Raw genomic sequence first — 1,107 nt, 5'->3', positions numbered from 1 at the left:
AGCGTAAACCTTACGGTAATATTGTGTGTTATCGTGATTTGAAACAACAAACCGATGAAGCCATTGAAATTTTCTCACAAACTGACAACACAGATACAGTGTTAAGTTTATCTTACGAAGAATATTTAGAAAATTTCAAAGATATCTTACAAGACGTTTTTCAATTAGCACCAACACCTTTAGATGTTGATAAACTAGAGGCTGAAGATTTAAAAAAAGAATTTGTTATTTCGTTCCGTGATTTATCAAATACATTAATCAAGTTAAAAACCTTTGATGAATTTCAATTTACAGAAAACGAACTCGGTATTGCAGAACAAACGTATGAAGATTATAAAGGGAAATACTTAAATATCTATGAAGAAGTCGTGCGTGTTATAAAAGGAGATAATGATGATGCTGTTTCTGTCTTAAATGATATTGACTTCCAAGTTGAATTAATGCGAAACGACTTAATTAATGTGAAATATATCATGGATTTAATTGGACAAATTAACTTATCTGACGTGAAAGCACGCGATGAAAAACGTCATCAAATTCATAAGTTATTAGATAAAGCCGATGATCAACAATTACGTTTGAAAGCTGATCTGATCCGTAGCTTCTTAGATAAAGTTGTGCCATCACTAAAAGAGGATTCAGATATTAATGAAGCTTATTACGAATTTGAAGACAAAGAAAAAACCAAAGAAATTGATGCATTTGCAGAACAAAAAGCTTTTTCTGCTATGTTACTTAACGAAGCTGTTAATGAATATGAATATAGTGGTAATATTGATCGCAAATCTATCGGTCAAAATATTTCAGAGCCTTTTATGAAACGTAAGCGAAAAACAGATCAAATTATACAGTTTATTGAAGATACTGTTGAAAAATATGGTATGGTTGAATAATTTTTATAAAATCCTTGTATTTTTTCTTTACTACAAGGATTTTTTGTTATATACTCAATTTGTAGTAATAAAAAAATACAAAGAAGAAGGTGAGTCAAATATCTCGAAAAGAAAGTAGAGATAAATTAAAAGAGCAATATAATAAATACAAAGAAGATCCAGAAAGTTATAAAGAAAATGCAAAAGGATTAGCGAGTCAATTAGGTTCAAAAGC

At 29.4% G+C, this 1,107-nt stretch carries 1 protein-coding gene and 1 pseudogene; both read left to right on the top strand.

Features of this window, described 5'->3' with window-relative positions; all coding sequences use genetic code 11:
• Positions 1-893, top strand: an 893-nt coding sequence (locus KA858_RS10485) for a type I restriction endonuclease subunit R, EcoR124 family (RefSeq protein WP_481906475.1), incomplete at its 5' end; no start/stop codon positions are given.
• A gap of 98 nt (positions 894-991) precedes the next feature.
• Positions 992-1,107, top strand: a pseudogene (locus KA858_RS10480) (YtxH domain-containing protein); the annotation flags it as partial.

The sequence above is a fragment of the Staphylococcus sp. GDX8P80P genome (assembly GCF_017893095.1).
GTDB classification, from domain to species: Bacteria; Bacillota; Bacilli; order Staphylococcales; family Staphylococcaceae; genus Staphylococcus; species Staphylococcus borealis.
This window is presented reverse-complemented; position numbering and strand designations above follow the sequence as displayed.